At 48.3% G+C, this 26,592-nt stretch carries 28 protein-coding genes; 6 read left to right on the forward strand and 22 right to left on the reverse strand.

Annotated features, from left to right (window positions below; genetic code table 11):
* Window positions 1-79: 79 nt before the first annotated feature.
* The 17 genes from OEZ43_11920 to dapF all read right to left on the reverse strand — a co-directional run bounded on the left by OEZ43_11920 (window position 80) and on the right by dapF (window position 15,938).
* Window positions 80-1,210, reverse strand: coding sequence for a DUF1302 domain-containing protein (locus tag OEZ43_11920; GenBank protein MDH5546291.1), 1,131 nt, complete (start codon window positions 1,208-1,210; stop codon window positions 80-82).
* Entirely contained in the window at window positions 1,207-1,902 is a 696-nt protein-coding gene (locus OEZ43_11925; protein ID MDH5546292.1) for an ABC transporter ATP-binding protein, read from the reverse strand. Before OEZ43_11925 ends, OEZ43_11920 begins: the two co-directional genes overlap by 4 nt.
* 2 nt (window positions 1,903-1,904) lie before the next feature.
* Entirely contained in the window at window positions 1,905-3,134 is a 1,230-nt protein-coding gene (locus OEZ43_11930; protein ID MDH5546293.1) for an ABC transporter permease, read from the reverse strand.
* Window positions 3,131-4,363, reverse strand: coding sequence for an ABC transporter permease (locus OEZ43_11935; protein MDH5546294.1), 1,233 nt, complete (start codon window positions 4,361-4,363; stop codon window positions 3,131-3,133). The genes OEZ43_11930 and OEZ43_11935 overlap by 4 nt, the downstream gene beginning before the upstream one ends.
* A gap of 9 nt (window positions 4,364-4,372) precedes the next feature.
* A complete protein-coding gene (locus tag OEZ43_11940; GenBank protein MDH5546295.1) occupies window positions 4,373-5,122 on the reverse strand; it encodes an outer membrane lipoprotein-sorting protein in 750 nt (249 codons plus the stop codon).
* A 14-nt stretch (window positions 5,123-5,136) separates the two neighbouring features.
* On the reverse strand, window positions 5,137-6,225 hold the full coding sequence (locus tag OEZ43_11945; GenBank protein MDH5546296.1) for a hypothetical protein: 1,089 nt from the start codon (window positions 6,223-6,225) through the stop codon (window positions 5,137-5,139).
* Between the two features lie 2 nt (window positions 6,226-6,227).
* The gene (locus OEZ43_11950; GenBank protein MDH5546297.1) at window positions 6,228-7,370 is read right to left on the reverse strand and encodes a phospholipase D-like domain-containing protein; all 1,143 of its coding nucleotides are present in this window, start codon (window positions 7,368-7,370) and stop codon (window positions 6,228-6,230) included.
* Window positions 7,371-7,468: 98 nt separating this feature from the next.
* Complete coding sequence (ubiB, locus tag OEZ43_11955; protein MDH5546298.1) at window positions 7,469-9,112, reverse strand: ubiquinone biosynthesis regulatory protein kinase UbiB; 1,644 nt, start codon at window positions 9,110-9,112, stop codon at window positions 7,469-7,471.
* Entirely contained in the window at window positions 9,112-9,723 is a 612-nt protein-coding gene (locus OEZ43_11960) for an SCP2 sterol-binding domain-containing protein (protein ID MDH5546299.1), read from the reverse strand. The genes ubiB and OEZ43_11960 overlap by 1 nt, the downstream gene beginning before the upstream one ends.
* On the reverse strand, window positions 9,720-10,220 hold the full coding sequence (locus tag OEZ43_11965; GenBank protein MDH5546300.1) for an RDD family protein: 501 nt from the start codon (window positions 10,218-10,220) through the stop codon (window positions 9,720-9,722). Before OEZ43_11965 ends, OEZ43_11960 begins: the two co-directional genes overlap by 4 nt.
* The gene (gene ubiE, locus OEZ43_11970; protein ID MDH5546301.1) at window positions 10,220-10,978 is read right to left on the reverse strand and encodes a bifunctional demethylmenaquinone methyltransferase/2-methoxy-6-polyprenyl-1,4-benzoquinol methylase UbiE; all 759 of its coding nucleotides are present in this window, start codon (window positions 10,976-10,978) and stop codon (window positions 10,220-10,222) included. Before ubiE ends, OEZ43_11965 begins: the two co-directional genes overlap by 1 nt.
* A 9-nt stretch (window positions 10,979-10,987) precedes the next feature.
* Window positions 10,988-11,359 (reverse strand): DUF971 domain-containing protein, encoded by a 372-nt coding sequence (locus tag OEZ43_11975; GenBank protein ID MDH5546302.1) that lies wholly within the window; start codon window positions 11,357-11,359, stop codon window positions 10,988-10,990.
* 48 nt (window positions 11,360-11,407) lie between these two features.
* Entirely contained in the window at window positions 11,408-12,742 is a 1,335-nt protein-coding gene (gene hslU, locus OEZ43_11980) for an HslU--HslV peptidase ATPase subunit (protein ID MDH5546303.1), read from the reverse strand.
* Between the two features lie 24 nt (window positions 12,743-12,766).
* Window positions 12,767-13,309: an ATP-dependent protease subunit HslV gene (gene hslV / locus OEZ43_11985; protein ID MDH5546304.1), complete on the reverse strand. Its 543-nt coding sequence runs from the start codon at window positions 13,307-13,309 to the stop codon at window positions 12,767-12,769.
* A gap of 162 nt (window positions 13,310-13,471) precedes the next feature.
* Window positions 13,472-14,374, reverse strand: a complete 903-nt coding sequence (gene xerC, locus OEZ43_11990; protein MDH5546305.1) for a tyrosine recombinase XerC — start codon at window positions 14,372-14,374, stop codon at window positions 13,472-13,474.
* A 4-nt stretch (window positions 14,375-14,378) separates the two neighbouring features.
* Window positions 14,379-15,074, reverse strand: a complete 696-nt coding sequence (locus tag OEZ43_11995; GenBank protein MDH5546306.1) for a DUF484 family protein — start codon at window positions 15,072-15,074, stop codon at window positions 14,379-14,381.
* Between the two features lie 33 nt (window positions 15,075-15,107).
* Window positions 15,108-15,938, reverse strand: a complete 831-nt coding sequence (gene dapF / locus OEZ43_12000; protein ID MDH5546307.1) for a diaminopimelate epimerase — start codon at window positions 15,936-15,938, stop codon at window positions 15,108-15,110.
* A 110-nt stretch (window positions 15,939-16,048) separates the two neighbouring features.
* Between dapF and hemN the strand changes: the two genes are divergently transcribed.
* Entirely contained in the window at window positions 16,049-17,452 is a 1,404-nt protein-coding gene (gene hemN / locus OEZ43_12005) for an oxygen-independent coproporphyrinogen III oxidase (GenBank protein ID MDH5546308.1), read from the forward strand.
* 50 nt (window positions 17,453-17,502) lie between these two features.
* Here hemN and OEZ43_12010 read toward each other — a convergent pair whose 3' ends face one another.
* The 3 genes from OEZ43_12010 to ppa all read right to left on the reverse strand — a co-directional run bounded on the left by OEZ43_12010 (window position 17,503) and on the right by ppa (window position 20,722).
* Entirely contained in the window at window positions 17,503-19,017 is a 1,515-nt protein-coding gene (locus OEZ43_12010; GenBank protein MDH5546309.1) for a SpoIIE family protein phosphatase, read from the reverse strand.
* 207 nt (window positions 19,018-19,224) lie between these two features.
* Window positions 19,225-20,160 carry a cation diffusion facilitator family transporter gene (locus tag OEZ43_12015; GenBank protein MDH5546310.1) on the reverse strand — a complete coding sequence of 312 codons (936 nt, stop codon included), beginning with the start codon at window positions 20,158-20,160 and terminating at the stop codon, window positions 19,225-19,227.
* 31 nt (window positions 20,161-20,191) lie between these two features.
* Window positions 20,192-20,722 carry an inorganic diphosphatase gene (gene ppa, locus OEZ43_12020; protein MDH5546311.1) on the reverse strand — a complete coding sequence of 177 codons (531 nt, stop codon included), beginning with the start codon at window positions 20,720-20,722 and terminating at the stop codon, window positions 20,192-20,194.
* A 192-nt stretch (window positions 20,723-20,914) separates the two neighbouring features.
* Between ppa and OEZ43_12025 the strand changes: the two genes are divergently transcribed.
* From OEZ43_12025 to OEZ43_12045, 5 genes are all read left to right on the forward strand, one after another.
* Window positions 20,915-21,562 carry an adenylate kinase gene (locus tag OEZ43_12025; GenBank protein MDH5546312.1) on the forward strand — a complete coding sequence of 216 codons (648 nt, stop codon included), beginning with the start codon at window positions 20,915-20,917 and terminating at the stop codon, window positions 21,560-21,562.
* A 16-nt stretch (window positions 21,563-21,578) separates the two neighbouring features.
* Window positions 21,579-22,595: a porphobilinogen synthase gene (hemB, locus tag OEZ43_12030; protein ID MDH5546313.1), complete on the forward strand. Its 1,017-nt coding sequence runs from the start codon at window positions 21,579-21,581 to the stop codon at window positions 22,593-22,595.
* A 108-nt stretch (window positions 22,596-22,703) separates the two neighbouring features.
* Window positions 22,704-23,264: a hypothetical protein gene (locus OEZ43_12035; GenBank protein ID MDH5546314.1), complete on the forward strand. Its 561-nt coding sequence runs from the start codon at window positions 22,704-22,706 to the stop codon at window positions 23,262-23,264.
* 20 nt (window positions 23,265-23,284) lie between these two features.
* Window positions 23,285-25,123, forward strand: coding sequence for a DUF1566 domain-containing protein (locus tag OEZ43_12040; protein MDH5546315.1), 1,839 nt, complete (start codon window positions 23,285-23,287; stop codon window positions 25,121-25,123).
* Complete coding sequence (locus tag OEZ43_12045; protein ID MDH5546316.1) at window positions 25,120-25,710, forward strand: class I SAM-dependent methyltransferase; 591 nt, start codon at window positions 25,120-25,122, stop codon at window positions 25,708-25,710. Before OEZ43_12040 ends, OEZ43_12045 begins: the two co-directional genes overlap by 4 nt.
* 185 nt (window positions 25,711-25,895) lie before the next feature.
* On the opposite strand, the gene OEZ43_12050 is transcribed toward OEZ43_12045, so the two are convergent.
* Window positions 25,896-26,357, reverse strand: coding sequence for a molybdenum cofactor biosynthesis protein MoaE (locus OEZ43_12050; GenBank protein MDH5546317.1), 462 nt, complete (start codon window positions 26,355-26,357; stop codon window positions 25,896-25,898).
* A gap of 4 nt (window positions 26,358-26,361) precedes the next feature.
* Window positions 26,362-26,592, reverse strand: coding sequence for a MoaD/ThiS family protein (locus tag OEZ43_12055; GenBank protein MDH5546318.1), 231 nt, complete (start codon window positions 26,590-26,592; stop codon window positions 26,362-26,364).

Genomic DNA, 26,592 nt, shown 5'->3' on the forward strand with positions numbered 1-26,592 from the left:
ACGCAAGACAACAAGAGAAAACACTTAACTCTTACATGCGGGATAAGGCTTTTTCTGACTCTCCCAAGCCTGAGACATGCTAAAAATAGGCGCTTAACTGCAACTGAAAAATGCTATTGGTAGACATCGGTCCGGCAAAACTGGAATCTTTTGCGCCAAAAGGTGTGGTGATACTACCGCTGAGCGAAAAATCCTGCATCCAGTCATAGTGTAGTGAAAACAAACCCAAACCACTTTGGTCTTCAAGATTGGCAATGGTGCCGACAGATGCATTGACTAAGGGATGTAATTCCATGCGCACCGAGGTGGCAAACAGATGCTTACCGATGAGTGTTATGTCACCCTGCTCACGCGCACCTTTTTCATCATAAAGATATTCGACAAACCCATAGAAATTATGCTCGAACCACACCCAGGAGTAATCTATGTTTGTCACCAGCGCATTGTGTGTTCCGGTAGTAGCGTTTCGATTCATAACTACATCCAGGCGCCACATCGACTGCTTCACCGGTCGGGCAAAGCCAACGCCGACCACCTCCTCTTCCCGATGTCTGGCAACCAGGATATCCACATCGGTATCCACGAGTAAGGCGTGATATTTAATCGCGTAAGAAGAGCCGCTAATGTCCCAGCCGGTGTTATCAGCTTCACGGCGGGGAACAAACAAACCCTGTGCATCATCGCCATTATCAAACAACCATTCGCTGGATAACATGTCGGTGCCGTTCTTGTAATCCGTATCCAGCGCAACCGGTGAAAAGGGATTAAACATATCCATTACCTGGAACATCAGACCATGTCCCCAGCTCAGGGCCTGTCTGCCGAATTTTGCTGAAAGCCTTTCGCCGCGATAGTGGAGAAAAAGACGATCGAGCCGATGCAAAAATAACTGCTTGCCCTGATCACTGACTATCGCTGTTAAATCAAAAAAATTATCGTCAACGGGTTCACCGCCGGGAAAGTTTTGGTGGACAGAAAAGAAATATAAAAAATCATAATGAACGGCTGCACTGATGCTGGACCAGTCTTTTTGTGTCATCAAACGAATCGGCGCACTGATAATGGAATAGGTTTCTCCAGACAATGGCGAGTGCTCGGGGAAGGAGTAGTGCATGACGCGTGTTTTGATCGACGCCTTATTTTCCCATTGGGCGCTAGCCGACGTGATGCAGAAAAACAAAAGTACAAAAAGAAAGACTTGTCTCTTCATCGGCCATTCTGTGCCTGGTTCGAAGCCACTCGCCCATCGTGCAATTTAACCAGACGCCGCGCACGCTCCATGATCATGGGATCGTGGGTGGAAATGATAAACGTGGTACCGTGCTCCTTGTTCATTTGCAACATCAAATCAAGCAGATTACTGGCGGTTACGGAGTCCAGGTTTGCCGTCGGCTCATCCGCGAGCACGATACTTGGTTTTGAAACGATTGCCCGCGCTACCGCGACACGTTGTTGCTGCCCTCCGGAAAGCTCTGGTGGCTTTCGCGTTTCCAAACCTTCAAGGCCGACTTCCTTGAGAATAGCGTATGACCTTTCCTTACGCTCGTGTTTGTGTATGCCCTGCATTTGCATTACCATCTCGACGTTTTCCTGCGCCGTCAAAACCGGAATCAGATTATAGGCCTGAAAAACAAAACCGATTTTATGCAGGCGCATATTCGCGAGCTTTGCCTTTTGCAGCAGATCGACGCGCTCTCCGTCGACGGTGATTTCCCCACTGGTGGGCTTATCCAGGCCTCCGATAACATTAAGCAGGGTTGATTTGCCCGACCCGGAGGGCCCGGACATACACACAAAATCTCCACGCTCAATTTCGAGATCTATATCGCTCAGCGCATGTACTTCGATCTCTCCCTGTTTGAAGACCTTCTTTACATCTCTGCAAATAACAACCTTGTCCACGTTTACACCCTTGTCAATGCGTCCGCAGGGACGAGTTTAGAGGCGCGCCAGGCGGGATACAGCCCAGTCAACATACCGAGAATTATCACTGTGATATTGGCCACCAACAAATCTTTGAAGACAATGATGACCGGAATGATATTCGAAAGATTCATCAACTCCATAGAACTGGCAAAGGCCGAAACATCAATACCGTCACCAATAGCCAGTACCGTCAACCAGGACACCAAGTTTCCAAACACCAGGCCTACGAGTAACATTAATATGGCTTCAAGCCATACTTGCATCAGAATAAAACGCGGCTTCTGACCCAGCGCCTGAAACAGACCGAATTCGCGCGTGCGCTCGAAAACCGCCATCAGTAAGGTATTGACGATACCGAAGGCCATGGCGAGAAACACAATTAAATGCCAGATGACAGCCGAGGAATCGTAGACGCTGACCATCAATTCGAGTAGCGGCTCTACTTCCATCCAGGACTTGATGTCCAAACCTTCTGCCACGCTCTTATTATCTGCAAGCACCTGATCAACCGTATCGGTGTTGACTACGCGTATAACAATTTCCGATACGTCGTTTTCAAGTCCAAGCATTTTCGCCGCAGTATTGCGTCCCAGAAAAACAAAGCCCTTCTCTGACGCCACCAATGGCGCTTTAAAAATACCGACGACTCGCACACCACGGTCGGCAATTTCATTGTTTTTATCCTGAGACATTAACACCAGACGTTTACCCAGACCGGTTTCCAATTGCTCGGCCAGGGCTTTGCCGATCACGATACCCTTGTCATCGGGAGACTCAAGAAAGCGCCCTTCGACGATGCTATCCGCAATAAATGAAACCGCTGCTTCCCGCTGCGGATCTATACCGACAAGACTGACTCCACCTGTATCTCTCTCGCTAACAACGACGGCCGGGAGTCGAATACGATCACTCCATGACTCAATGCGACTATCCTTCGCGATATGATCCAACAGTTCACTATTTGGTAAAAAACTGTTGGCAATAACCGGATCATCGAGATAAAGCGGGTGATGAATCTGAATGTGTCCAACAAGATTATCCGCCGTGTCGTCGACCATTTGTATGATCATGCCGCGCATAAATGCCGCTGTGACGATCATTGCCCAAACGCCAAGCACGATCGCAAAGAGTATAAGTAGCGTACGGCGTCGGTTGCGCCAGAGATTGCGCCAGGCCAGTGCAAAAATCAGTTGCAGACTATCGGTCATATATGTCGCATCGCCTCCACCGGTTCTAGCTTCCGTATCTTCAAGGCCGGATAAAGTGCCGCTATCAAGGTGAACACCAGGATGACAAAAGGACCTAATAAAATAGATTCGGCGGACAGCTGTGGCGTTATGGTTGCCGGCATATTGTATTGCGCAGCCAGTTCCTCCATACCCGCAAAGGTCAGACCGTTGACATAAAAATAGAGATTAATGGCAATCCCAATGCTGGTACCGATGATGAGCGCAAACACGGTCAACAACATGGCCTCCATCATCACTAGTTTGCCGATATTCAGAGGTTTGAAACCCAGCGCCAGCATGATGCCAAATTCGCGTGTACGTTCGAGTACCGACATCAGGAAAGTATTCATAATACTAAAGGTGATAATGACGACCAGCACGATGTACATCACCCATCCCGAAGAATAATCCAGCTCGATACCTTCTTTTATACCCGGTTGAATTTCATCCCACGTCAATGCCACCAACTGCTGGTCTATCGGTGTAATAAGCTGTTGTAGTTGTTGACGTAGTGTCTCGGCATATTCCGCATCCTTGTGATAAATCACAATCGCGTGGGCGTGATCCTCCATGGAAAAGGTGTCCTGAAATGTCTTGATCGGCATTTGCACCATACTGCGATCAAGGTCGCGCGAACCCGATTCAAAAATTCCGACGATGGGGAGAATATTTGCAGCGATAGAGCCATCGCGCCCGCTGCCCATGATGGTGAGTTCGTCTCCGATTTTTACACGGAGATTTTTTGCCAGACTACGCCCTATCACCACTTCCATAGCATCGTCGGCACTCAGATAACTACCTTCCTTTACCAGGCCGGGAATGATAGAGACGGACGGTTCGAACTTTGTTTCGACACCAACAACCACCGTACCATAGGTTCGCTCTTCCGATGACACCAGGGCAAAACCATTTGCTCGTACAGAAACATCCTGTATTCCGGTATGTTTGCGTACGTTTTCTGCCAAGGCCTGAGCACCAGGAATACTGTTACGCATTTTGGCCTCATCCAGATAGCCTTCCTTTTGTACCTGCGCCAGCCCCTGATACACGCGCACTGAGCCCGAGATCATCAAATCGTACTGACCAAGCTGAAGACCAATACTGAACACCAGCAGAGTTGCACCAAAGCCAATTGCGCACATGGTGAGTATGGTGCGGCGACGATTACGCCAGATGTTGCGCCAGGCAAGTTTGAATATAGAACCCATCGGGCCGTCCTATCGTGGGTTACGTAAATTTGTAAGCGTAAAGGTGCGCTCGGGAATTCTTATTCCGTAACGCACATTTTTCATGCGTATCTCTGTCCATTCGTCAGGTTTATCCACTGACTGCATACGCTGAATCGATGGTACTGTCCTATTGGAAAAAGTCTTTAGCTCCCGGGTGGTCAAGGATTTGATCAGTTTGCCATCCTGATCGTAAAAGGCATGTTCGAGAATAACATCATCGTCACGAATCTTGACGACTTCCTTGCCCCATACTACTGGCGCATCGTCATGAGGCACGGACTCAATAATATAGAGATCCTTGCCTTCGTGTTTTTCTGTAGCCACCAAAGTATGTGTGTACTGGTTAATAATATTGTCGGCGCGAGATATATCGTTATTTGAAAAGTCTGAACCCATCCAGCTTTGATTGGACATACTCGACGGTATCTTAACAACGCGATTTATTTTGGGTGTGTAACTCCACATATTGTCATTGAGTAAAAGATTGCCCGCACCGGCGTCTTTTTTCGGCGCGGTGATTCTCACCAATGACTTGTCCAGACCCTGTGTCCAGCCCTTCATACTCATGGATCGCTCCCAACTGGGACGATGTATTACCATTTCCATTTCTGTGTAAGAAGTCTCGCCACGATACTTGTCAATCGCGTCTTTGATTATTTGTCTTGCGTCTTTTTGCGCAAAAGCAAAGGGGGTATAAACAAGAAATACACAGATGAAAAAAACACGGGCAAACGTCATGTTATCTCCCAGTTTTACAGGCCGACGACGGATGTGACTCCTTCGAGTATCTTACCGAAATCCGCATTCCATTCAAGATAAAAGCGGTAAACGTCTCGTTCATCGGTTTCGTCTTTTTCCCAGGGTAAAGCGGTATTAAAGACTGAACCGAAAAAGATACGCGAACCATGTTCAAACTTGTAAACAGGGATGTGCGCGCGCAGCTCAAAGCGTTTTGAATGCAAACCTTGAGTTCGACCCACTAGCAAATCGATGTAGGTTTCGGGATTGAATGCATTGCGGAATCCGCCGTAGAGGCGACTGTTAGCGTGTGCTTCCAACTGACTTTTACTGGTGCCATAGGCGAAAATAAAGCCGATATAATCCGACAAGCTACGATCAAGACGCATAACGGAGTGGTAGAACGGAAAGTACAGTTCCGCATTAACCTCGATAGTATTTCGCACCTGTCGTGACGCACCACCTTCTAAGTCCTGTTCAGCGGAACTCCCCAACTGCAACGAACCTATCGCGTGCAAGCCATATAATGCTAACCCTTCCCTGTGAGTAGGCGCTTCCCCATAGCGACGATAGAGGACAAAACCGGCACGAGGAAAACCCTTCTGGAAAATCGTATCAAGACTAACGTACTCGTAACCAACGTTGAAAGAGTAATAGTGACGATGGTAGTTTTTTTCAGGGTTGTCGAAGTCCACGTAAAGTGGTTCGATCAAATCCTCATACCCGGAAAAGTTGATGGCATCTCTCAACAACTCCAACCGATGGCGACTAAGATCAATTCTGTGGAGAAGATCCTGTCGTTCCTTGACATCAAGAATCGGATTATTAACCAGGGCGATATAGTGTTTCAGAGACTCGCCCACATCGCGGCCAAGTGAGCGCAGCGTAATCTTGAGCTCGGTGCGGTAATCATAGCAACGTGGATCGGTATAACAGGCGAGAACCACATCCACGGAACGGGTTTTTGAAATATTCAGACAGGCGCAACCATATTCCGCGTCCGGCGGTATGATCTCAGCATGCAGGGTATTGACTGAGATCAATACGGCAATCACAAGGAACAGATGCCGGTATCCCTTAAAACCCTTTATTTGTTGTCTCATATTCAATGACGAAACGTCTTGTCCAGTAAGCGATCGACCCAACCCCAAAACCATTCTAACACACGCCGATACCAGGCACGACGTATCCAGTCACGCAATAGAATTTCCTGACTGTCGTGCATATCCTGATCCAGCATCGCTTGCACCAGTCCAGAAAATTCGTCGCTTTCCACTTCCTGGTTAGCCTCCAGATTCCAACGAAAGTTCCAGCGATCAATATTGCTCGACCCGATAGATACCCAACTGTCACACAATATGACTTTCTGATGCAAAAATCGTGGCTGATATTCGAAGATTCTGACCCCGGACTTGAGTAGTCGCGTATAAAAACGGCGACCGGCATGACGTACCGCTGGGTGATCGGTATGTCTGCCAGGCAAGAGCAGTCGTACTTCGATGCCGTTTCGCGCTGCTATTTTCAAAGCCCGACGTATTTTTCGTGATGGTACAAAGTAGGCTGTGCTAATCCATATCTGCCGTTCTGCCTGTCGCACGCGTTTGAGCAGGCTACGCTTGATTTCATGATCACCCAGTGCATGAGTGCAGGTGGCACGCCCATTGTCGCCATTGGCATACTCACGCGGTTTCGTTAGCGCATCTTCGACGAATTCGCCATTGCCCGTGAAAGACCACACCGACGCGAACAGACTCACCCAGTCCTGCACGCATGGCCCCTTGACCTGGATCATGGTTTCTCGCCATTGTCGATGATGTCCGCTTGCGAACGCGTCGGTAATTCCCGCGCCGCCCAGAAACGCGGTTTGCTGATCGACTATCATCAATTTTCGATGGTCGCGAAACAGCGATCTGCGCAAATCGCCAAGCTTCACGGGATTGTAATATGTCATTTGAATGTGTTCATGTTGCAGACGCTGGCGATCGGCTTTATTCAGGCCACGACACCCGAAATCATCCAGCATTAATCTCACGCATATTCCGCGGTCGGCGGCGTCCACAAAGGCCTTTAGGAAACGGTCCGCGACCTTGCCTGACTCAAACAGATAGATCTCGAACAATAAGCTGCTACGCGCATTCTTAATTCCATCAAGCATTGCCGCATAAAATTGCTCTGCGTCAATGAGTAATTTGAAGCGATTTCCTTTACGCCAGGGAAATTGATAGTGACGAAGCGGGTGTTTTTTCATGCCGACAATCCAGGATTGTGACGCCTGTAACCCAGACATTGAATGAAACTATTCGATCAAAACAACAAAGATGCCGATGACCTTAGTCAAAGCAGACGCTAATTCTTACCCGGACGCGCGATAAAGAAAAATGTCGCCCCCAGTACAACGCAAAAAGCCGCTAAAGACGGCAAAACATAATCGGTAGCCGGCGTTTTCCACAAAAACCATGCCGCAACCACAGACAGTATGCCACACACCATATAATAGGCGCTGCGGTATATTCGTCGAATTTGTCTGCGCAATAGAATTTGTTGTCGCGCCTGATGCTGTTGCTGCTGATATTGTTCGCGAGACAAGCGCAAGTTGTCATAGAGTAGCGCAGGCATTTCCGGCAATTTCTCCAGCCAGAACGGCCATTTTTCGCGTATGGAATTTAATACCGCCTTAGGCCCTATCCGATCGCGCATCCAGTTTTCAAGAAATGGTTTGGCCGTACGCCACAGATCCAGATCCTCATTCAACTCGCGGCCAAGACCCTCAATATTGAGTAAGGTCTTTTGCAGTAAAACGAGTTGCGGTTGTACCTCCATATCGAATCGTCGCGCGGTTTGAAAAAGACGTAGCAACAACTGCCCAAAGGAAATGTCTTTTAGCGGCTTCTCGAATATGGGTTCGCACACCGTGCGTATAGCGGCCTCGAATTCGTCTTCACGTGTTTCCGGTGGCACCCAACCAGACTTGACATGCAACTCAGCGACACGTCGATAGTCGCGGTTAAAAAAGGCCAGAAAATTTTCCGCAAGATAGCGTTGATCATCAGGATTCAACGTCCCTACAATGCCGAAGTCGACAGCGATATACTGCCCCTTATCAGACACAAAAATATTGCCGGGATGCATATCTGCATGGAAAAAGTTGTGTTTGAATACCTGGGTAAAGAAAATTTCCACGCCTCGTTCTGATAGCGAGATCAAATCCACCTTCGCTGCCTTGAGCGCGCTGACGTCGCTTACAGGAATGCCGTAAATGCGTTCCATTACCATCACATTGGGACGTGATAACTCCCAATAGACTTCGGGGATGTAGAGCAAATCCGATCCTGCAAAATTGCGCTTAATCTGCGAGGCCGACGCGGCTTCGCGCATTAAATCGAGTTCATCGATGATCGTTTTTTCATATTCGCGAACGACCTCACGCGGGCGCAGGCGACGACCGTCTTCCCAATAGCGTTCCGCCAATTCGGCGAGCGTATACAACAGACCAATATCCCGCTCTATAACGGGGCGAATATCGGGACGAACGACCTTGACGATGACATCACGGCCATTCTTTAGTGTCGCCGGGTGGACTTGCGCAATCGATGCAGAGGCCAATGGCTTTTCATCGAAGGTTTGAAAAACATTATCGAGATTTTCACCGTAGGCAGATTCAATTAAACGACGTGCAAGCTGACCAGAAAACGGTGGCACCTTGTCCTGTAGCCTGGCCAGTTCCTGGGCGATGTCCGGTGGCAATAAATCGGGACGCGTGGACAGCATCTGTCCAAACTTGATAAATATTGGCCCCAATTCTTCCAAAGCCAGTCGAATGCGTTCGCCGCGGGTACGCGTGTGTCGACGAAACCAATTCCACGGAAAAACATACGATAAGAAACGTAGCGGCCGAAATAGATGCGTGGCAAAGACAATTTCATCAAGACCGTGACGCATCAAGACCCGATTGATATGCATCAAACGTAATAGCTGACGCATTCCCAGGATCACGGCTTGTCCTTATTCAATAAACGATTGATGCGTTGCTCCATACGCTCTGTATCGGCGCGTAATAAATCGATCGCGTGACTGAATTGATCGAGTTCATAGCGCCCGACGATATCACGACGTTCCTCCTGAAAGTATTCTGCGGTGTCACGCGCCAAAGATTCAATGGCGGTACTGCCCCAGTCAAAAAGACTGCGCAAAGTGTTTCCAAGCTGGTGCGCAGCCACATCACCTACGCCACGGGAGAGCAATTCCTCCCAGTCAAAACGAAAATGTTTGAGTATGTTCTGCACCTTCTGGCCGAGCTGGATATCGCCTTCGATCTCCACGTCGCCGCTGAGAAAACGATCTCTATCATGGGTCATCGCCGTATGCATCAAGGAAAAAAGACCGCCTCTCAGCCACGCATCGACTTCGCTGTCACATTCACCGGCAATACCAACACCATCAAGCCCTGGCATGAGATACAACTGTAAATCCAGACCACGTATATCCATGCCGATGACCTTGCCACTCAATGCAACTAACCGATCACGCGCATCCTGATCGAGTTCCAGCGCTCGATTAAACGCGACCTCGATACTCATCCAAACAGGCTGCGGTAACTTCATCGAACTTCCCTGATCAATTGCTGCAAAGGCTTGGTGGACTCGTCTTCGCCAAAATGATTGACGTGATATAGCACGACGGTTTTGGCAAGCTTGTCATGGAATCCCTGTCGCTTCTTGTCCCAGATCACCCAAAAAAATCCCAGGCCGAGTGGAATTACCGAGAGAAAATAGCCGAGATATCGGATCACGCCTTGAGTGAACCCCACCGGCTTACCCGTACGTTCATCGACAACAACACAGTCCAGCAACATCTTGCCAGGTGTGGCCTTAAACTTCATCCACATACCAATGGTAATCACCGCGCTGATGACTTGTTCCATCCACGAACTACCGGAACTGGCATAGACATCATCTTCGACAAATAATACAGAAACATCGGGCAAACCAAACAACAACACATTAATGACCGCCGATGCTAGAACATACACAAAGGTGTCTATCAGGGTTGCACCTGCTCTGCGGGAAAAACTGGCAAACTCCCTGTGCTCCACATCCATTAAAATTTATAACCCCGATGCATGGCTACGATACCACCGGTCATGTTCAGATAATCACAGCGATCAAATCCGGCCTTCACCATCATCGCCTTCAGTTCTTCCTGTGGAGGATGTTTGCGTATAGATTCGGCGAGATAACGATAACTGTCTTCGTCGTCCGCAACCAGCTTGCCCATTTTTGGCAGAATTTTAAATGAATAAAAATCATAGACAGTTTTTAGCCCAGGTAAGACCGGCTGCGAAAATTCCAGTACCAGTAATTTCCCGCCCGGTTTCAACACCCGATACATAGACTCAAGCGCCATTTGCTTATCGGTTACATTACGCAGACCAAAGGCAATCGTAATGCAATCAAAATAATTATCCGGAAATGGCAGGTGCTGTGCGTCGGCCTGAACATAACGAACGTTTCCGATTATTCCCTTATCGGTTAAACGATCGCGGCCAACAGACAACATCGAAGCATTGATGTCGCCCAGAACCACCTCTCCGTCTTTTCCAACACGGGGAGACATTTGCGCCGCAAGATCACCCGTGCCGCCAGCCAGATCAAGTATGCGTTGCCCGGGACGGGCGCGCACAAATTCGATAGCAATCTTCTTCCAGATCCGATGTATGCCAAACGACATGACATCATTCATCACATCGTATTTATCCGCCACCGAATGAAATACCTCGGCAACACGAGCAGCTTTTTCTCTTACTGGTACTTCCTTGAAACCAAAATGCGTGGTCTCGTTGTTATCACTGTGCGCCATGGTTCACTCCTAGTGTAAGGATTTGCGCTTGTGCCCTGCCTGTTCCAGGCGATTAAGATAATCGGCCCACAATTCGTCCTGATGTTTGCCCAGTCGATAAAGCTCTTCCCAGGAAAAGATACCGGTATCATGACCATCACTAAATGTCGGCTTGATTGCGTAATGCCCTATGGGCTCGATTTTTTCGATGTTCACATCTTCTTTGGCGAGTTGTAAAACTTCTTCACCCGGACCGTGCCCGCGCACCTCGGCGGAAGGCGAATAGACTCTTAGAAACTCACAGGTAAATTCAAAATGCGATCCATCATCAAAACGCATTTCGAGTATACGGGATTTTTGATGGAGCTTGATTTCTGTTGGCATTACTTTTTTGTTACTCATGCCTGTCCTCAATCTAAAGTATGAAAATGAATGCCGCAATACCGGACGCTACAAAATATAGCGACTCAGATCTTCGTTGCGGACCAGTGATCCCAAGTGTTCCTCTACATAATCGCGGGTGATATTGATGGTTTCACCGCTACGATCAGACGCATCATACGATACCGTCTCCAGTAACTTTTCCATCACCGTGTGCAGACGTCGCGCCCCTATGTTTTCGGTACGTTCATTAACCTCCCAGGCTATCTCGGCAATACGTGCAATACCGTCGGTGCTAAAAGACAAACTCAATCCTTCTGTTTCCATCAAGGCCTTGTATTGCGTTGTTAGCGAGGCATCGGGTTCGGTGAGTATGCGTACGAAATCTTCAACAGTCAGGGCCTTTAGTTCGACACGTATCGGTAAACGTCCCTGTAATTCCGGGATCAGGTCCGATGGTTTGGCCAGATGAAACGCGCCCGAGGCAATAAACAAAATATGATCGGTTTTCACCATGCCATATTTCGTATTGACGGTACTTCCTTCGACCAGGGGTAGCAAATCCCGTTGCACGCCTTCTCGCGAGACATCGCCGCCGGTTTGTTCCGAGCGTTTGCAAATTTTGTCCATCTCATCGAGAAATACAATGCCGTGGTTTTCTACTGCATGTAGCGCGGTAGCCTTCAACTCATCTTCGTTGACCATTTTTGCCGCTTCATCATCGGTAAGGATTTTCATCGCATCCTTAACTTTGAGTTTCTTGGACTTGGTGCGACCGGAAGCCAGATTTTGAAACACGCTTTGCAACTGGCTGGTCATATCTTCCATGCCCGGTGGCGTCATAATTTCTACGCCAATATTGGGTTCGCGCACATCAACTTCGATTTCTTTTTCGTCGAGCTTGCCCTCACGCAACATCTTACGAAATTTCTGGCGTGTACTGGATGCATCGGTTTCGGCCGGCGTATCATCAAAAACACTGCGTCGCGCCGGTGGCAGCAAGGCATCGAGTATGCGTTCCTCGGCCTGTTCTTCGGCACGGAAACGTACTTTTTGCATTTCCTGTTCACGCGTCATCTTCAGAGCTACATCCATTAGATCACGCACGATGGAATCCACGTCGCGTCCTACGTATCCCACCTCGGTAAACTTTGTCGCTTCGACTTTGATAAAAGGCGCATTGGCCAATCGCGCCAGTCGACGTGCAATCTCGGTTTTACCAACTCCGGTTGGTCCTATCATCAAAATATTTTTCGGCGTAATTTCGTTGCGTAGAGACTCATCCACCTGGGCGCGCCGCCAGCGGTTACGCAGCGCGATAGCAACAGCGCGTTTGGCGCCACTCTGGCCGATGATGTGTTTGTCCAGTTCCTGGACGATTTCTCTTGGTGTCATGTAGGACATAGTCAGTGTACTTTCCGTCTCAAACTACTTGCAGTTCAATTCTTCGATGGTCAGATTGTGATTGGTATAAATACAGATATCCGCCGCGATATTCAGTCCTTTCTCGACGATATCACGCGCGCTGAGTTCGGTGTTTTCCATCAGTGCTCTGGCAGCGGACTGGGCAAACGGCCCGCCGGAACCGATAGCAATCAAACCATTTTCAGGTTCAATGACATCACCATTACCCGTAATTATCAGTGAGGATTCCGTATCTGCAACAGCGAGCAAGGCCTCTAAACGACGTAGCGCACGGTCTGTACGCCAGTCTTTGGCAAGCTCCACCGCCGAGCGCACCAGGTTTCCAGAGTGTTTTTCCAGTTTTCCCTCAAAGCGCTCGAACAGGGTAAAGGCGTCTGCAGTTCCACCAGCAAAACCAGCCAGTACCTTATCGCTATACAGGCGGCGCACCTTGCGCGCATTACCTTTCATCACCGTATTGCCCAGGCTGACCTGCCCATCGCCACCGATAACCACGGTATCACCCCGGCGTACGGACAGAATCGTTGTTCCACGGTACTGTTCCAATGCCCATATCCTCTGCAGTTACAAAGGCCTGAATTTTACACGTTTCCGTAGATCACGACACCTTCGGTCCGATGTTTGACCTGGTTTTTTTAGTCTTGCAGGGAATGGCTGGAAAGAATTCACATCTTGGCGCAGGGTATACACCAAACCGCAGAATGGATATTACTTTTTCTTGCGTGCCCGCGGATGGGCCTGATCATAAACCTTGGCCAAATGCTGAAAATCGAGATGGGTATAGATTTGGGTGGTGCTTAAATTAGCGTGTCCCAGCAGCTCCTGTACTGCACGAATATCGCCGCTGGATTCCAGGAGGTGACTGGCGAAGGAATGACGTAAACGATGTGGGTGTAATTGCTCATCCAGCCCCTGTTTGATCGCCCACTCGCGCAGACGCAACTGGATACTGCGTTGGCTGAGACGCCCACCTCGCTGGGACAAAAAAAGTGCCTGCGTATCATCCACGACCAATTGCGCCCGACTATCCAACCACTGCCTGAGTGCAGTCCGTGCATGGCGACCGATGGGAACGATACGCGTCTTATTGCCCTTGCCGGTAACGCGCACCATCGCATCGTTGAGATCCACATCACCAAGATCAAGACCAGTCAGTTCTGACAGGCGCAGCCCCGAAGAGTAAAACAGTTCCATAATGGCAAGATCTCGCACCGATAAGACGTCATCCCCCTCGATGCGCAGCAAGCGCTCCATTTGATCTATGTCGAGCACCGACGGTAAACGTTTTCCGGACTTGGGCGCCGATACGGGGGCAACCGGATTCGCATCCAGCTGTCCTTCGCGAATCAGATACTGGAAAAAACTGCTAAGGGCTGATAAACGCCGTTGAATACTTCTTCCGGCGAGTTTATTGCGATGACAGTGGGCGCTATATTGGCGCAAGTGGCTGGCGCGCACCGCCGCCCAGTCGTCTACACTTTGCGCCTGACAATAACTCAGAAAATCCACGATATCGCGGCGATAGTTGCTAATGGTGTGCGGGGACGAGGATTTCTCCAGCCGCAGATAGCCCAGAAACTGGTCTATCCAACTGGAAGGCGTTTGTTTCATGGGATTAACGGAAACGCTGTACGACTGCCCCGGCGATTTCACCCAGATACGATAGAAAACTGGTACTGATCCCGGCGCGAAAGCGTTCCGGATCCACGCTACCTATCACCAGAAATCCCAGACAGTTTTCACCGAGCGGAATAACTGCGGCAGATTTGATTTTATCGCCGTCACTACCGAACATAAATTCCAGCTGTTGCAGATTGAAGCGACCGCACACTGGCTTGGCGCGCGCCAAAATGGTTTCAAATAGCGGCAATGCCTCGTGTGTTTCGATGACGAATTCCGGCGTCGAATTCACCGGGTGTCCATTAAAACTTCCGATCAATCGAATGGAGACTGCGTCTGCCGTAAAATCATGGAGCAAACGTTCTTTCATCACACGCATACACTTGCTGAGTGACTGCGACTTAACAATTTCGGCACTCAATTGATTCATGCGTGAAGCCAGTTGGTCGTTTTCCTTGGCAATATCGACCAGCTCCCGAATACGACCGCGCAAATTGCGATTTTCCTGACGCAACACGCCAACCTGTCGCTCGATGAGAGAAATGGTACCTTTGGCGCCATGGGGTACTTCCAGCTGCTTGAGTACATCCGGGTGCTTTTCAAAAAAGTCCGGGTGCTTGATCAGATACTCGGCGACGTCCGCCACTTTAATTTCTCTGACCTGATTTCCCTGCTGCTCTTGTACCGTCATGTAACTGACTCTCCTCAGATAAATATGCGCCAATTATAGCGAAATCGTGCCATTAAACACCCTTTGGGCCGGCCCTGTCATCATTACCGGATGCCCCGGTCCCTGCCACTGGATATTCAACTGGCCACCCGGTAAATCGACGACCACTGTCTCGTCCAACAACCCCCAACGCCGCCCCACTGCAACCGCCGCACACGCGCCGGTGCCACAGGCCAGTGTCTCTCCAGCGCCACGTTCGTAGACACGCAAACGAATATGCCCACGATCCACGACCTGCATAAAACCCGCGTTGACGCGGCGCGGAAACAAGAAATGGGATTCAATTCGCGGACCAAGTTCTTCAACTGGCGCGGTATCGACATCTTCCACACGATATACCGCGTGTGGATTACCCATCGATACGGCGCCAATATCGATTTCGGTATCATCCAGCCCAAGCGTGTAGAAATCGGCCTCTTTTTCTGCCGTAAAGGGAAGCTGCTCAGGCTGAAACCGCGGTACACCCATATCTACAGTGACCAAATCACCCTCGCCCGCGATTAACACGATGTCGCCGGTATTCGTCTCCACTGGGATGCGCGTCTTCTCAGTCAGCCCCTCTTCGCGCACAAAGCGGGCGAAACAACGGGCGCCGTTGCCGCACTGTTCGACCTCGCCGCCATCGGCATTGAAAATACGGTAACGAAAGTCGACGCCGGGATGGCCTGGGGGCTCAACGAGTAAAAGTTGGTCGCAACCAACGCCAAAGTGCCGATCAGCAATCCAGCGGATCTGATCCGGGCTGAGCTCGACCGCCTGCCGTATCGCATCTATGACAACGAAATCATTGCCTAAGCCGTGCATTTTGACAAAATTCAATTTCATGCGCGTGAGAATAGGGTGGAAGCGTAAAAATAGCAACTCAATAGCCACTCAAGCCGTAAATCGCTATAATTTACGGGTGCTTTTCTAAGCGTTTCAGTCAGGATTATCTCATGCAACAAACCGTCGTTTTCGATCTCGATCTTATCCGCCGTTATGACAAAGCGGGGCCACGCTATACGTCATATCCGACGGCAGTTCAGTTTCATGAGGGGTTTGGTCCAGATGATTATCGCACCTGGTGCGACAAGACCAATGCGCTTAGCCGTGCTTCCGCAAAACCGACTCCCCTATCGCTCTATTTCCATATTCCCTTTTGCGATACCGTTTGCTTCTACTGTGGATGCAATAAGGTAGTCACCAAACGCCGCGAAAAGGCCTCGCCGTATCTGGAACGGGTACACAAAGAAATCGCGATGCACGCCGCATTGTTTGACGACAATCGCGTAGTCGAGCAGTTGCATTGGGGTGGTGGTACACCGACGTTTATTTCACATGATGAAATGCGCGAATTAATGCGCGTGACGCGTGAACACTTCACACTTTGCGATGATGATACAGGCGAATACTCGATTGAGATCGATCCACGCGAAGTCAGCGAAGAAACCATAGCCTTGTTGCGCGAACTCGGATTCAACCGCATGAGTTTTGGCGTGCAAGATGTCGATCCACAAGTGCAAAAAGCCGTCAACCGTATACAACCCAATGAGGTAACGCTGGCGGCCGTTCAGAACGCACGCAAATATGGTTTCAAATCACTGAGCATTGATTTGATTTACGGCCTACCGTTTCAAAACACCGAACGTTTCGACAAAACTTTGGATTGGGTGATCAATGTTGCCTCGCCCGATCGTCTGTCTATGTTTAACTATGCGCATCTACCGGAGATGTTCAAACCTCAGCGCCGTATCAACGCCGAGGATTTACCATCAGCCAACGAAAAGTTGAACATCCTGCATCATGCCATCAACAAACTTACCGATGCAGGGTATGTGTATATCGGTATGGATCATTTCGCACGGCCCGACGATGAATTAGCCGTAGCCCAGCGCGAAGGCAGTCTCTATCGTAACTTTCAGGGCTACTCCACCCATGCGGATTGTGATCTTATCGCAATAGGTAGCACATCCATCGGCAAGGTCGGTAATACGTATAGTCAGAACGTCAAAACATTGGAAGAATATTACGAGCGAATTGATGCCGGCCAACTACCTGTTTATCGTGGCATAGAACTTAATGCCGACGACTTGTTACGCCGCGAAGTGATTACCCAATTGATTTGTCACTTCGAACTGCATATGGACCGCATTGAAAAGCAGTTCAACATCAACTTCGACGAGTACTTCGCCGTCGAGCTACAGGAAATCACTCAAATGCAAGGTGACGGACTGGTCTCTATCAGTGGACGCTGTATTGAGGTCAAGCCGGTTGGTCACCTGCTCATACGCAATATTTGCATGGTGTTTGACCGCTACCTGCGCAACAACACGGAGAAACGCTTCTCAAAAGTGATTTAGCCGCTGTCCGGCCAGTAAACCGTCGCGCATTGGTATAAAATTCTGCTGGCTTAGTTTAACGCCACGGACACCAACGAAATGTCATCCCGTTGTCGATGCAGATCGGCCTCTCGACTGACTTTTTCTTTGATGTAGTCAACGATATCCACTTGTGAGGGAATCTGCGAGATGTCATGCATTAACTGTTCGTCGCTATAGAACTCGCCATTACACATCTCGAGTTCCACTATGCCATCGGTATACATCAGAAGTTTTTCATCCTGCCCCATGCGCGTGGTTTCGGGTGAATATTCCGAGTATGACTGGGTTTGTACGCCCAAGGGTAAATAGCGCGAGGAAAATGAACGACAGAGTTTACTCGCAGGGCTCAACACATGGGCCGATGGCAAACCACAGTTTATCACCTCCAGCCGACCACTATCCTGTTCAAGTCTCAACAAGATTGCTGCGCAATAGTGACCACGGGGTAATACCTGACGCAATTTGTGATTCAGTTCATGGGCAATATCTTTTATCCCAAATTGCTTTTCTGTCATACCGATAAAAATCTCCGCGACTACAATGCTTCCCATCGCCGCAGCGACACCATGCCCGGTCATATCGCCGAGTATGCCATACAGTATATTTCCTGCCACTTTGCGAAAAAGTTTTACATCGCCACTCACGACACCTGCCGGTTTTTCCCATACACCGATATTGGGCAGCGACTTTTTATATTCAGAAAAAAGCGCGTCGTAAAGCTCTTTTGTACTCGAAAACTCCAGTTGCGCTTCGCGCTTATATTGTTCCAATTCCTGGTGGTAGTGCAGAATACGCTTCATTGCTAACAGCTTTGCACGCAATACTTCTTCGTTAACAGGCTTGAAGATAAAATCATCACCACCCTGTTGTATACATTGACTGACTACTGAAGATTCGTTCAAGGAAGAAAGAAAAATGATAGGCAGGAAACTGTTATCAGACATTTTCTTAATTTCAGAAGCCGCCTCATCACCGCTCATATCGGGCATCACAACGTCCATTATTATCATGTCAGGACGACTACTGCGAAAACGTTCTATTGCGGCTCTCCCACAATCAGCACTGACAACATAAGCCCCTAGGCGAACAACGATCTGCTGGGTAACTTGTCGAACGTCTTCATCGTCGTCAACTACCATTATGGTTAAACCAGTGAGCAGATTGCGCCAGCGATTTTCCTGACCTGGATCAATTTGCTGCGCAACGATAGATTTGGAAAGCACCACAACTTCGACTTCACTCACAGATTTCAATTCGACAATCTTGTGGGTAACCTGATGTTTATCGACTTTTTCTGCCTTGGTAACTGCAGGACGAAGAAGCTCAGTCAAGTCACGTGCGACCTTTCCCACGGTATCATAGCCAAATATTCCCGCTGAACCGGCCAATGTATGTGAAAGGCGAAACATTTCTTTGATTGCTTCGATACTGGGATTCGCATTCGATGAGAACCACAATGATTCGATTTCGTCTACCTTGGTTGAAATCTTATCTCCAAATCGTCTGCTAATATGTTTGATCTGTTGTATCGTGTCGGTATCCATATTCTCCCCCAATGTATACTCTTTTTTCCGTGCATCCCCTGATACCAAGATCTAAAGAACTTAGTTCGTATTGAAAATATATGTCAGGAGAACAAACTTATGAAAGGAGAAATACGAAAACAATTGTTAAAAAGGGTAGTTTTTACCCTTTTAATGCATAGTTGATGAAGACGGTTTTACACTCTAACGCAGAAAGAGTAAGGCAAATCACTGGGGTTGCAAGCGTTGTTTCTGAATTTTTGATACTGGAATTTCAACCACCGAAGTTTCAGGTTGCAAGGTTACGTGATCAATCTCAAATTCATCGTGCAAAAATGACTGCAAGCGACCAAGTACTTCACTCCAGCTTTCGAAATCACGCACAACTATATGCGCAGAAAGCGCAACTTTTCCGGACGCCAAGGTCCAGATATGAAGATCATGAACTGAAAACACTCCTGCTTGACCCGCCAGGCGCTTGCCTACCTGTTCAAAATCAATATGCAGGGGTACGCCTTCCATAATGACATTGGTGACTTCCCGCAATAAATGAAAAGTAGAAATGAGAATTAAAAGGCAGATGAATATCGACAATAACGGATCAATAATGTTCCATCCAAAATTTACGATAACAACGCCGGAAATCAAGGCTGCTACTGAACCAAGTAAATCTCCCATAACATGTAATAATGCGCCTCTCACATTCAGCGATTGCTCTCCACGCATTAACATATAAGCAACAAGTATATTCACTATCAAACCGGCAAAGGCTATCCATATCACCAACATGCCATCGACTTCTGTCGGTTTCTGCAATCTGTCTATTGCCTCGTTTATTATCCCCGCAACTATGGCCAGCATGAACAAACCATTTACGAGTGCAGCCAACACTTCCGCTCTTACCATGCCATAACTATGGCGACTGGAAGGGGGGCGACGAGCTATCCATGCAGCAAATGCGGCTAGACCCAAGGCTGCCGCATCGCTAAACATATGACCTGCGTCACCTAGCAACGCTAGCGAGCCGGAAACCCAACCGCCGATTAATTCTGCAAACGCAAAGATGAAGGTAATAGAAAGTGCAGCAACAAGTGTGTTACCTGTTGCCGCATGATGGTGATGATGGTGGTGCCCATGTTCATGGGCGTGATCATGTGTTGTCATAGCCCCTCATGGATCTGATCGCAATTGGTGTTTATGCTTTGTTATAGGCTTCCACACCTTTCTTGATAACAGCCTTCGCAGCAGCTGCGTCACCCCAGGCTTCCATTTTTACCCACTTGCCCGGCTCCAAATCCTTGTAGTGCTCAAAAAAGTGTTTAATCCGGTCCAAAAGTAAGGGAGACAAATCACTGCTTTCCGTTACATTGTCATATTTGGTGGTTAACTTACCGACCGGTACCGCCAATAACTTTTCATCACGTCCAGATTCATCCACCATGTGTAACACACCGATTGGGCGACAACGAATAGCGCAACCGTGGCGTAAAGGTATAGGTGTTACCACAAGTATATCTACTGGATCGCCATCTTCTCCTAAGGTCTGTGGAATGTAACCATAGTTGCAAGGATAGTGCATCGCAGTACCAACGAACCGGTCAACCCACAGTACGCCAGATTCTTTGTCGATTTCGTATTTGATCGGTTCGCTCAAAGCGGGAATTTCAATGATGACATTGACGTCGTTTGGAACGTCTTTGCCGGCCGGTATATCGTTGTAGCTCATGTTTATCTCCTGAAAGCGTATATACGTTTATTATGGGCGAATAGGCAGGGATTATAACCGAACTTGCCGCGAAACCACACATCCAAAGTCTCATAGGGACATTAGGGAATCCTATTTGACTGATATCCTTCACAAAGGTAGTTTATCTCCCTTATCTCAATCATCGACCAACGTCAAGGAAAACTATTTATGGTGAGAATTATTTTGTTAGGCGCACCGGGTTCTGGAAAGGGCACTCAGGCAAAAATGTTAGTCGAAACACTTAACATCCCACAAATTTCTACAGGCGATTTACTTCGAGCAGCAGTAGCGGCCGGAACACCATTAGGATTACAGGCCAAGGAGATTCTCGAGGCTGGTCAACTGGTATCCGATGAACTCGTGCTCGGTATGATACGCGAGCGCCTGGCTGAGAAAGATGCACAAAAAGGATTTATCCTGGATGGATTTCCTCGCACCCTGGTTCAAGCCAAAGCGCTGGATCAAATGCTAAGAGATTTGCAGTGGTCTATTGATGGCGCCGTTCTGTTTGATATTGATCCAGAGAAAGTCGTAAAACGCATTTCTGGTCGTCGCACCTGCGGTGATTGTGGACAGATGTACAACACCTATTTCTCACCACCAGCCAAGGAAAATTCCTGCGATAAATGCGGCGGCGCACTCACACACCGTAGCGACGATAACGAAGACACCGTTCGTAAACGCTTGGACGTATACGAGGAACAAACTTCTCCGCTGGTAGGCTACTACCAGAACCAGGATAAGCTTAAACGCATTATGGCAGAAGGTGACATCAATGATATATTTACTCGCTTGAGCGAAGTAGTTGATGCACTTTAAAGACAGGATTTGATACATGTCACTAGAAAACGAATCTCAGGGCCCCTTTCCCTTCACGCGTATGCGCCGTATGCGACGCGATGAATTCAGTCGCCGTTTGATGCGGGAAAATACACTGAGTACCAATGACCTGATCTACCCCATGTTTGTTTTGGAAGGTGAGAATCAACGCCAAAGCATTCCATCGATGCCAGGGGTAGAGCGAATCAGTATCGATCTGCTCTTGAAAGAGGCGGAACAATTGGTTGAGTTAGGGGTACCTGCGATTGCGCTATTTCCGGTGACTCCTGTTGAGAAGAAAACGCTGGACGCACGCGAGGCCTATAACCCGGATGGGTTGGCCCAGCGTGCGGTACGTGCGTTAAAAAAACATACACCCCAGTTGGGCATCATCACCGACGTCGCGCTGGACCCGTTCACCACTCATGGTCAGGACGGTCTGATTGACGAGAGTGGATATGTTCTAAATGACGAAACCGTGGAAGTTTTAATCCGGCAGGCGGTTTCCCACGCCGAGGCCGGTGCAGATATCGTCGCGCCTTCGGACATGATGGACGGTCGTATCGGTGCCATCCGTGAGGCATTGGAAAGAGAAGGTTTCCGCCTGACCCGAATCCTCGCCTATGCGGCCAAGTATGCCTCCAGTTATTACGGTCCTTTCCGTGATGCTGTTGGATCGGCTGCCAACCTGGGTGGTGGTAATAAATACACCTATCAAATGGATCCTGCCAACTCTGACGAAGCGCTGCGCGAGGTTGCCCTGGACCTGAACGAAGGCGCAGATATGGTTATGATCAAACCAGGCATGCCTTATCTGGACATCGTCTACCGCATCAAGGAAACCTTTGGCGCGCCAACGTTTGTTTACCATGTCAGCGGCGAATACGCGATGCTAAAAGCCGCCAGTCAAAACGGCTGGCTGGACGAAAAAGCCGTGGTTCTGGAGGCGTTATTATCGATGAAGCGTGCTGGTGCTGACGGCATACTAACCTATTACGCGAAAACAGTAGCCCAATGGCTAAAAGGCGTATAAGTCCCGATTTTTGTTGAATTAAGAGATGTTTAAGCCGTTAGGGCAAAAATAACAAGAATTTTTATAAAGCCGGAAAACACTAAGCCGGCGTCTCCGGGGGAGATCGAAATGCGTATTAAAAATCTGTTTATCGTTGTGAGTTTGGCGGCAAGCGCAATATTTCAACCTGTTTTTGCCGGCGGTTCCGTTGGTGTAATGGATATTCCTCGCGACTATGGTCCGTTCAAGCTAGGTATGAGCGAGGGTGCTTTTATTCGTCTCACCGACATTGCTCCCGCTGCCTGTCCCGTTTGCTTACAAAAAGAAACACTGGCCACACTTTCGAGTGAAAAAATTCGAAAGTTTGTGCCTGAACACCGCAATGCTCAAGGGGTCGATTTCTTTTTCCTCAACGGTGAACTTTATTTGATTTCCCGCACACCAGATACACCGATGCTAAACGTCGTTAAGGACGAATTATCCGGATTTTTCGGTGGGAACGGAAAATTGAGTACTCAACCCAATGGTGTTTCAACACTGAAATGGGAAGATGCTACGACCATCGTTACCGTTAGCTTCAATCAGACAAATAACGAAGTCTTTTCGGTCAATATAGAGGACTGGAATCTGTCACAGGAAAAGTCCTGGCTAGAATCCCTAATGGTTGAACAGACTGCCGACGTACATTAATTATTCTTTGCGATAGCTCCATGGCTATTCAAATCGCGAGCTTTTCAATTACAAAGACACTGGTTCTTTGCTTGTTATGCATAGCAACTGCGGCCCAGGCCGCGGTTGTTGACCTTCCCCAGTCCGGACGAAAAGTCGGCCAGACCCGCTACGACGATGGTGCCACGCAAATAGGCCGAAGTTGGCCCGAACCTCGATTCACCGATAACGGCGATGGCACACTCACCGACAACTTAACCGGATTAATGTGGCTAAAAGATGTTAGCTGTTCGGATACTATAAAAATCGTTCCTGGCGGCGCCAGTGGTGATTGGGAAGACGCCTTTCGATTTGTAGACGCTTTAAACGACACCTCCAGAACAGTCCACTGCATGGAATACAGCGCACGATACAGCGACTGGCATGTTGCAAATATTGTTGAAATGACATCTCTAATCAACCACGGTATCGACACTCGTCTAAGTCAGCTCGACTGGTTATTACTCCCAGACGTGGCCTCACACGGCTTTCTGAATACAGGAAAAGTCCACATGCCCGTGTGGACCTCAACCACCGCAGCCGCAAATACCAACAAAGCCTGGATTGTTAACTTGAAAGGCAGTGAAACGCTGATAGTCGATAAATCTTCTTTCGATAAGGACTATCATATTTTTTCCGCTGTTCGCTTTACCAAAGATTCGATATTACAGTCCAGCGGACAGCAGACAAGTTATCGCGTCGGCGACGATGGCGATCTGCAAGTCGGACGCAAACTCGTTGGCGAACGCTATATCGATCAACAAAACGGAACTGTATTGGACCGTTTAACCGGCCTGCTGTGGTTAAAAAATATAAATTGTATTAATTCGCTGACGTGGGAAGAAGCTCTGAATTACATCGACAGAGAAAATCGTTTTTCCGCCACTTTCGACGAGTGCCTGGCCACCAATGTTCAAAGCAAGGAATGGCGTATGGCCAATATCATCGAGCTACAAAGTTTGCTCGACTACGGCCGTAGCCAAGCCCCGCTTGCGGGCGATAACGTTTTCAACGTTGCATCGTATGAAAAAGTCATTAGTTCCACTAGTTCTCACATGGATCCCGAATTTATGGCAATGGGCTTAAGTCTGAACAATGGCAAAGTCATTCCTAATATCGATAAAAGTGATACCTCGGCATTAATTATGCCCGTAGCAACTGCCGAATTTTATGCGGATATTTACCCTCAACCTTTTGCGCTGGAATTCGGAAGCTTTCACATCATAAGCGATATAGGTGACACTAAAACAATTACCTTAACTAACACAGGCAAGATCGGGCTAGAGATTGGGACTATCGTCATCACAACAAGTAACAGAAATGAATTTGCGCCCGGACGAGATCAGTGCTCTGACCGTATAATAGAAGCCGGCGAAAGCTGCGCCATCGACATCAACTTTTCACCTCGCTCTGCTGGACTACGTCAAGCGGACATCACCATTCCATCGAACGCTATGGGAATGGAGGCGTTAGTCATCAAAGTTCAAGGAACTGGGTTGGAAAACGATGTAGCCGGAAATCCTGCCTGCTTTATAGCAACAGCAGCATATGGCAGCCATCTGGCTCCCCAGGTGAAACAACTTCGTGAGTTTAGAGATCAGTACTTGATTACTAATACCTTCGGCAAATGGCTGGTAAACGCTTATTACGCTCTTTCTCCTCCAATAGCTCAGTTTATTCGCCAACACGACAGCGCAAGATTGATTACGCGACAGCTTATCGTGGTAATTACTGAAATCATTCGCCACCCCCTCGCCTATTTCGGCATATTCATGTCGGTGCTTATGTTATTCTTTATCTACTATTCAATAGCAGATCGAAGAATGACACGACTACAATGAAGCCCTTTGCCGAATCTTGCGAACAAAATAAACACCCTATTCTCACTGTTCTTAAACCCTATCTTTCCCAACGCAAACGAGTTTTAGAGATAGGCTCTGGCACCGGACAACATGCCGTATTTTTTGCCTCTCAATTCCCACAATTACATTGGCAAACCTCAGATCGACTGGAAAATCATTCTGGTATTCTGATGTGGCTTGAAGAAGCTTCGCTCCAGAATGTGTTACCGCCTCTTGATCTTGATGTGTGCTCGCCCTGGCCGGAGATGCCATCATACGATGCAGTTTACAGCGCAAACACCGCGCATATTATGTCGCTGTCCGAAGTTGAATGTATGTTTGTCGGCGTTGGTAAGTTTTTAGAATCGGGCGGGGTTTTCTTATTATATGGCCCCTTCAACTATAACGGCACCTATACCAGCGATAGTAATGCACGCTTCGATCTATGGTTAAAATCGCGCGACCACAATAGTGGCATCAAGAATTTCGAGGATTTATGCGTGCTTGCAGATACCGCCGGTATGACGTTCACTCAAGATTTTGAAATGCCCGCAAACAATCGTACCCTGGTATGGACTAAAGATTAACAATCTGTCCATCAGATTCAAATGCAAGGTGACTAGGCAGGGCAAAACGAAATTCCCACGCCATACTTTTATGCCGACCTAGCCCGTTGCCGCCTGGCATTGATCGACTTTTATTATTTGTAAAACCAGAGCAAAAAAAAACGGCTATCAAGGGATAGCCGTTTTCTAGAACTAAAAATACAAATTTATTTGCTAATTCTGGCAGCGGATTCGTCGGCAGTATTTCCAGACACCCAGCGCTCACCTTCAGGCGTCGCTTCCTTCTTCCAGAAAGGCGCACGATGTTTCAAATCATTGATGATGAAACGACAGGCATCGAATGCCATTGCACGATGTTCTGACCAAACGCCAACCAGCACGATTGCTTCCGCAGGCTTAATTAGACCAACACGGTGTAAGACAAAGGCGTCAATTATGTCCCACTCCTTCATGGCATCATTACACACGGCTTCCAGATGCTTTTCCGTCATACCGGGATAGTGATCAAGATACATCGTCGAGATGCCCTCGATACCTTCGTTGAAATCACGCATGGTACCGACGAAAGAAACAGAGCCGCCAATTTTACTCAGTTCCAAATGTTCTTCTTCATAGCGGGACAATTCTTCCCACGGACTGAATACAGCCTCTTGTACAACGACTTTCACGGGACTAACCTCCAGTGACGGGTGGAAAAAAGGCCACTTCATCGCCCTCTGACAGAGCATGCGCCACGTCAGTGTATTCCATATTCACAGCAATCAGCGTGTTTTCAGGCATAGCGTTTTTTGATACTAGGCTCCATAAATCCTTAATCGTCGCGCCACCGGTCAATTCCACCACATCGTCGGCCTTACCCATAACATCGCGCATATTCGCGAAATATTTTACTGAAATTTTCAT

It is taken from the genome of Gammaproteobacteria bacterium (genome assembly GCA_029881255.1).
GTDB lineage: Bacteria > Pseudomonadota > Gammaproteobacteria > S012-40 > S012-40 > JAOUMY01.